We start from the raw sequence: 6,151 nt of genomic DNA, 5'->3' as shown, positions 1-6,151 counted from the left end.
CGGTGGGTTGCGGGTCCGGCGCCGCTCGCCCCTCACCACCGCGGCCGACGCGGTGCTCGCCGTCGTCGGCCTCGACCGGGCGTCCTCGAGGTGGGCGGCATGAGCACCGTGCTGACCGCCGACCTGCTCGACCGCGTGCGCGAACGCCTCGCGGGCGACCGCGCCGAACCGACCCCCGCGCGGGTCGCGGCGGCGTTGCGCGCCGAATCCGGTGGCGTGCTCGGAGACTCCGACCTGCTCACCGCCCTGCGGCACCTGCAGACCGAACTCACCGGGGCGGGACCGCTCGAGGCACTGCTGGCCGAACCCGAGGTCACCGATGTGCTCGTGACCGCCCCGGACCGCGTGTGGGTCGATCGTGGTGCGGGTCTGCAGCTCGCTCCCGTCACGTTCCCGGACGAGGCGTCGGTACGCCGGCTCGCCCAGCGCCTCGCGCTGTTCGCGGGGCGGCGGCTCGACGACGCCCAACCCTGGGTGGACGGCCGGTTGCCCGGACACGGCGAGTTCGGGGTGCGGCTGCACGCCGTGCTCGCCCCCGTCGCCCAGGGCGGGACGTGCCTGTCCCTGCGCATCCTGCGGCCGGCCACGCAAGGCCTCGACGCGCTGCTCGCCAACGGCGCCGTGCAGCCGGACGCGTACCGGCTGCTGCGCCGCGTCGTCACGGCCCGGCTGGCGTTCCTCGTCGTGGGCGGCACGGGCGCAGGAAAGACAACGCTCCTCGCGGCGATGCTCGGCGCCGTCGACCCGGGCGAACGGATCGTCTGCGTCGAGGACGCCGCCGAACTCGCACCCACCCACCCGCACGTGGTCCGGCTCGTCGCCAGACCCCCGAACGTCGAGGGCGTCGGTGAGGTCACCGTGCGCGACCTGGTCCGGCAGGCCCTGCGGATGCGACCCGACCGCATCGTCGTCGGGGAGGTGCGCGGCGGCGAGGTCGTCGACCTGCTGACCGCGCTCAACACCGGACACGACGGCGGCGCCGGCACGGTCCACGCGAACTCCCCGGACGAGGTTCCGGCCCGACTCGAGGCCCTCGCCGCGCTCGGCGGACTCGACCGAGCCGCGCTGCATAGCCAGCTGGCCGCGGCCGTGCAGGTGATCCTGCACGTCGATCGGGCGCCCGACGGCACTCGCCGGCTCGTCGAGATCGGGGTCGTCGAGCGCGATCCGGCCGCGGGGGTCCTCGTCGTGCCCGCGTGGACGGCCGTGCACGGGCCGGACGCCGGGATGGAACGGCTCGAGCGGTACTTCCGGCGGCGGGCATGACCGTCGCCGCGGTGTGCCTTGCGGTCGCGGTGCTGGTCGCCCCCGGGCCGATCGCCCGGCACCGTCTCCGGTCGGCCACCGGCACCGAACCCGCTGCAGCACGGCGGGTCGGGTCGCCTCTGGTGATCGGCGCGTCCGCCGCCGTCGTGGTGGCGCTGGTCGTCGGTGTCGCGGTCGCGCTGGCCACGTCGATCGTCGTTGCGACCGCGGTGTGGCGGATGCGCACCCGTCGTCGTGCCCGGGCGGCGGACGCCGACCAGCGGATGCTGCTGGGCGCCCTCGAAACCGTCATCGCCGAACTGCGGGTGGGCAACCACCCGGCCGAGGCGTGCGCGGTCGCTGCGCAGGAGAGCGGTGGTCCGGCCGCCGACGCGTTCCGCGTCGCTGCCGCTCGCGCCCGTCTCGGCGGATCGGCGGCGGACGGACTGCGCGGTGCCACATCCGGTCCGCTCGGCGCACAGCTGGAGCGCGTCGCGGCGGCGTGGGCCGTCTCCGACCGGCACGGGCTCGCACTCGCGGAACTGCTCTCGGCGACGCGCACCGACCTGCTCGGACGGATCCGGCTGCGGGCACGCACCGAAGCGGGACTGGCCGGGGCCCGCGCGACCGCGACCGTGCTCGCCGGGCTGCCCGCGCTCGGTGTCGCACTCGGGCAGGCGATGGGTGCCGCACCGATCGCGGTGCTGCTCGGAGGTGGCCTCGGTGGCGCGCTCCTCGTGTTCGGTACCGGCCTGGCGTGTGCGGGTCTGCTGTGGACCGACCGCATCTCGGCGCGGGTGGCGTCGTGATCGCGGTCGGGGCGCTGTGCCTCGCGGCGGCGGTGCTGGTTCTGCCGGAGACCGGTCGCGGCCGCCTGCGCCGGGTCGTGCAGCCGCCCGGCGACGAATCCGCGACCGTGCTTGCGGCGGAAGAGGATCCGCACGCCGTTCCGGCGACGCTGGATCTGCTCGCGGCGTGCCTGCGCGCGGGTCTGCCCACCGCCACCGCCGCCCGCGCCGTCGCGGAGTCGGCGCCGCCGGGCCTGGCCGATGCGCTGCGGCGTGGTGCCGATCGGCTGCAGCTCGGTGCCGACCCTGCCGAGGCCTGGCACGGGCTCGGCGACGACGAAGTGCTCGAAGCGTTCTCGCGGGCTGCACGACGATCCGCCAAGTCCGGTGCGCCGCTGTCGGGCATCGTCGCCGAACTCGCCGAACGCGGTCGCGCCGAAGCGGAGGACCGGGCGGCCGCCGCGATCGAACGGGCCGGAGTGCTCGTCAGCGGACCGCTCGGCCTGTGTTTCCTGCCGGCGTTCGTGTGCCTGGGCATCGTCCCGGTCGTGATCGGACTGGCGGGGAAGGTCCTCTCGGGAGGACTGCTGTGAGACATCGGCGCGGACGGTCCGTGCCGGTCGGAGGGGAGAAAACATGTTCACCAACGGAATTCGAAACGTACGTGATCGACTCGCGGGGGCCGTGGCCGACGAGGACGGCATGTCGACCGCCGAATACGCGATCGGCACGATCGCGGCCGCGGCGTTCGGGGCCGTGCTCTACACGGTCGTCACCGGCGACAACATCGTCTCCGCGCTGACCGGCATCGTCGAGCGCGCCCTGAACACCGCGGTGTGAGCGGCTCCGGGGAAGAGGGCGGGGTGACCGTCGAGGCGGCGATCACCCTCGCCGCGCTGGTGTCGGTTCTCGTGCTCTGTCTCGGTGCGGTGCTGTGCGTTTCGCATCAGTTCCGCTGCCAGGACGCGGCGCGGGAGGCCGCCCGGCTGGCTGCGCGCGGTGACGAGGCACGGGCGGTCGAGACGGCCGCCCGGGTCGCGCCACCGAACGCGCGGATCACGCTGCGCGAGGACGGGGATCTCGTCGTCGCGGTGGTGTCGGTGGCGGGGCCGTTGCTGCCGCTGGTGACGCTGACCGCCGAGGCCGTCGCGGTCCGCGAACCGGAACCGGTGCCGTGAGTGCACTGCGGGACGACCGGGGCAGCGCCACGATCGTCGGGTGTTTCCTCATGGCCGCGCTCGTCGTCGTGACCGCGACGCTGGTGCACATCGGGTCGGCCGTGGCGTCGCGGCATCGGGCGCAGGCGGCGGCCGATCTGGCGGCGCTGGCCGTCGCGGTCGCCCTCGACCGGGGAAGCGACCGGGCGTGCGGGCAGGCCGAACGGATCGCCGCGCGCATGCGGGTCCGGGTGCGGGAGTGCTCGATCGACGGGTGGGACACGGTCGTCGAGGTCGCCGCGGAGGTGACGTCGGCGCTCCCGGCTAAGGGGGAGGCGGTGGCGATCGCGCGGGCCGGTCCGGCCGGTCAGGGCTCGTCCGCGAGCGCGGTGAGGACCGCACCGAGCAGCGCGATCGCCCCGGCCTTGTCGAGCGGGTCGTTGCCGTTGCCGCACTTGGGGGAGTAGACGCACGACGGGCAGCCGGTGGCGCATTCGCAGGCGAGGACCGCGTCGCGGGTGGCGGTGAGCCATCGGGTGATCCGGCTGTGCCCGCGCTCGGCGAACCCGGCGCCGCCGGGGTGCCCGTCGTACACGAACACGGTCGGCAGCCCGGTGTCGGCGTGCAGTGCGGTGGACACCCCGCCGATGTCGCCGCGGTCGCAGGTCGCGACGAGCGGGAGCAGGCCGATGGCCGCGTGCTCGGCGGCGTGCAGTGCACCGGGGACGCGTTCGGCTCCGATCCCGGCGCGCTCGAGCAGTTCGGGTGTGACGGTGTACATCACGGCCCGGGTCGGCAGGGTCTGCGGCGGCATGTCCAGGGGAATCTGGTCCAGGACCTCACCGGAGGGGAGGCGCCGCAGATAACCGATCACCTGATGCGTCACCTCCACCCGCGCGAACGTGACGGTGACGTCGCCCGCGGTGCGCTGTTCGTCGACGGAGGTGATGGTGATGTCGGTCAGTTCCCGGGCGAACGTGGACCATTCGGGGTCCTCCGCGTGCACGAGGGCCACGCCGTCGTCGAGGTACAGCTCGTCGACGACGAACGATTCGCCCTGGTGCAGGTGCACCGCGCCCGGATGCACGGTCGCGGGAGCGCGGCCGGCGTCGACGGTGCCGAGCATCCGGCCGGTGTCGGCCTCGACGATCGCGATCTGGCTGCCGATCCCGCCGCGGATGTCGAGGCCGGCGTGCGGGTCGGTGTCGGGGGTGACGAACCAGCCGTGCGGGCGCCGGCGGATCAGGCCCTGCGCGGCGAGGTCGGCGAGCACGTCCTCCGCCCCGAACTCGGCGACCTCCGCGTCGGTGAGCGGCGCCTCCAGCGCGGCACACAGCAGTTGCGGACCCAGCACGTACGGATTCGCCGGATCGGTGACGGTCGCCTCGACGGGTGTGCCGAGCAGCGCCTGCGGATGATGCACGAGATAGGTGTCGAGCGGGTCGTCGCGGGCGACGAGCACCACCAGCGACCCGGCGCCGCGCCGGCCGGCACGGCCACCCTGCTGCCGGAACGACGCGACCGTCCCGGGGAAACCGGCGACGACGACCGCGTCGAGCCCGGCGATGTCGACGCCGAGCTCGAGCGCGTTGGTGGTCGCGACGCCGAGCAGGCGACCGTCGGCGAGGGCCGCCTCGAGCTCGCGGCGGTCCTCGGCCAGGTATCCGGCGCGGTAGGCGGCGACCCGGTCGACCAGGTCCGGGGCGGAGGCGGCGAGCAGTCGGCGCGCGGCGATCGCGGTCGATTCGGCGCCGTGCCGGGACCGCACGAACGCGAGCGTGCGGGCTCCTTCCACGACGAGATCGGCGAGCAGGCGCGCGGCTTCGCTGCCGGCGGCGCGGCGCACGGGTGCACCGTGTTCCCCGGTGACGTCGGTGAGCAGCGGTGGTTCCCACAGGGCGACGGTGCGCGGACCGGACGGGGAGCAGTCCTCGGTCACCTCCCGGCAGGGCGCACCGATCAACCGGGACGCGGCCGCACCCGGCTCCGCCGTCGTCGCCGAGGCCAGCACGAACACCGGATGCGCGCCGTAGTGCGCCGCGATCCGCCGCAGCCGCCGCAGGATCAGGGCGACGTGGGAGCCGAACACGCCGCGATAGGCGTGGCACTCGTCGACGACGACGTACCGCAGCCGTTTGAAGAACCGGCTCCAGCGGCCGTGGCCGGGAAGCAGACCGAGATGCAGCATGTCGGGGTTGGTGAAGATCCAGCGCGAGTGGGCACGGGCCCACTGGCGGAGTTCGGTCGAGGTGTCGCCGTCGTAGGAACACGGGCGCACGCTCGCCAGAGCCGGATCCGCGCAGGTCAGCTCCGTGGCCGCGCGCAACTGGTCGGCGCCGAGCGCTTTCGTCGGCGACAGGTACAGAGCCGTCGCGTGGGGATCCTCGCTCAGGGCGGTGAGCACCGGCAGTTGGTAGGTGAGAGATTTTCCCGACGCGGTTCCGGTGGACAGCACGACGTGGCTGCCTTCCGCGGCGAGGGTCGCGGCGACGGCCTGGTGTTTCCAGGGCCGGTCGATTCCGCACTCGCGCATCACGCGCACCACCGGTTCGGCGACCCAGTCCGGCCACTCGCTGTGGATCGCCTTGCGCGCGGGAAGCCGCGCGGTGTGGGTGAGCGGGTGCTCGCTCGCGGGGGTGCCCTCGAGGATCCGGTCGAGCAGTTCGTCACCGAAACCCACGGTCGCGTCGGGGGACGGACGGTGGTGCGGGGTGGTCACGGTGTGCTCCGAGGGTCGGGTGGGGCCGATGTTCAGCGTAGGCCCAACGGTCCTGGTTCGGTCGGGGTGGTAGGTCGTTCCGGGCAGTAGTATCGACAACAAAAGGTCGGCAAATTTCCCGCGTGCTGTAACAAGATCAGAAATTCGGGCGATTTGTACGCCCTCCCACTGTTGTGCGCGCCGGGTTCGTGGTTGACTGACACCGGTCGCAGCTTCTGTGTTCGTTGACTTGAGAAAGTGCA

General features: G+C 73.7%; 6 protein-coding genes and 1 pseudogene. 6 read left to right on the top strand and 1 reads right to left on the bottom strand.

Translation table 11 applies throughout. The features are described from left to right. The first annotated feature begins 99 nt into the window (after positions 1–99). The 6 genes and pseudogenes from I0Q12_RS28170 to I0Q12_RS28145 form a co-directional block, all read left to right on the top strand. The gene (locus I0Q12_RS28170) at positions 100–1,266 is read left to right on the top strand and encodes a TadA family conjugal transfer-associated ATPase (protein ID WP_197256835.1); all 1,167 of its coding nucleotides are present in this window, start codon (positions 100–102) and stop codon (positions 1,264–1,266) included. After that, positions 1,263–2,054, top strand: a complete 792-nt coding sequence (locus I0Q12_RS28165; protein WP_197256832.1) for a type II secretion system F family protein — start codon at positions 1,263–1,265, stop codon at positions 2,052–2,054. The genes I0Q12_RS28170 and I0Q12_RS28165 overlap by 4 nt, the downstream gene beginning before the upstream one ends. After that, positions 2,018–2,626 (top strand): type II secretion system F family protein, encoded by a 609-nt coding sequence (locus I0Q12_RS28160; protein WP_248675947.1) that lies wholly within the window; start codon positions 2,018–2,020, stop codon positions 2,624–2,626. Before I0Q12_RS28165 ends, I0Q12_RS28160 begins: the two co-directional genes overlap by 37 nt. Positions 2,627–2,669: 43 nt before the next feature. Continuing rightward, a complete protein-coding gene (locus I0Q12_RS28155; RefSeq protein WP_197256821.1) occupies positions 2,670–2,873 on the top strand; it encodes a DUF4244 domain-containing protein in 204 nt (67 codons plus the stop codon). A gap of 23 nt (positions 2,874–2,896) precedes the next feature. Beyond that, positions 2,897–3,211, top strand: coding sequence for a TadE family type IV pilus minor pilin (locus tag I0Q12_RS28150; RefSeq protein WP_197256992.1), 315 nt, complete (start codon positions 2,897–2,899; stop codon positions 3,209–3,211). Next, positions 3,208–3,555: pseudogene (locus I0Q12_RS28145) on the top strand (Rv3654c family TadE-like protein); the annotation flags it as partial. The gene I0Q12_RS28150 and the pseudogene I0Q12_RS28145, both read left to right, overlap by 4 nt. A gap of 2 nt (positions 3,556–3,557) precedes the next feature. Here the strand turns inward: I0Q12_RS28145 and I0Q12_RS28140 are convergent. Then, positions 3,558–5,909, bottom strand: a complete 2,352-nt coding sequence (locus I0Q12_RS28140; RefSeq protein WP_197256820.1) for a DEAD/DEAH box helicase — start codon at positions 5,907–5,909, stop codon at positions 3,558–3,560. Between the last annotated feature and the right edge of the window lie 242 nt (positions 5,910–6,151).

It is taken from the genome of Rhodococcus sp. CX (assembly GCF_015865005.1).
GTDB lineage: Bacteria > Actinomycetota > Actinomycetes > Mycobacteriales > Mycobacteriaceae > Rhodococcus.
The sequence above is the reverse complement of the archived record's forward strand: the minus strand, read 5'-3'. Positions and strand labels throughout refer to the sequence as shown.

What these genes read in the sequence shown, in the direction of transcription:
- I0Q12_RS28165 (WP_197256832.1), top strand. Translation starts at nt 1,263, where the DNA reads ATGACCGTCGCCGCGGTGTGCCTTGCGGTCGCGGTGCTGGTCGCCCCC.
- I0Q12_RS28170 (WP_197256835.1), top strand. Translation starts at nt 100, where the DNA reads ATGAGCACCGTGCTGACCGCCGACCTGCTCGACCGCGTGCGCGAACGC.
- I0Q12_RS28155 (WP_197256821.1), top strand. Translation starts at nt 2,670, where the DNA reads ATGTTCACCAACGGAATTCGAAACGTACGTGATCGACTCGCGGGGGCC.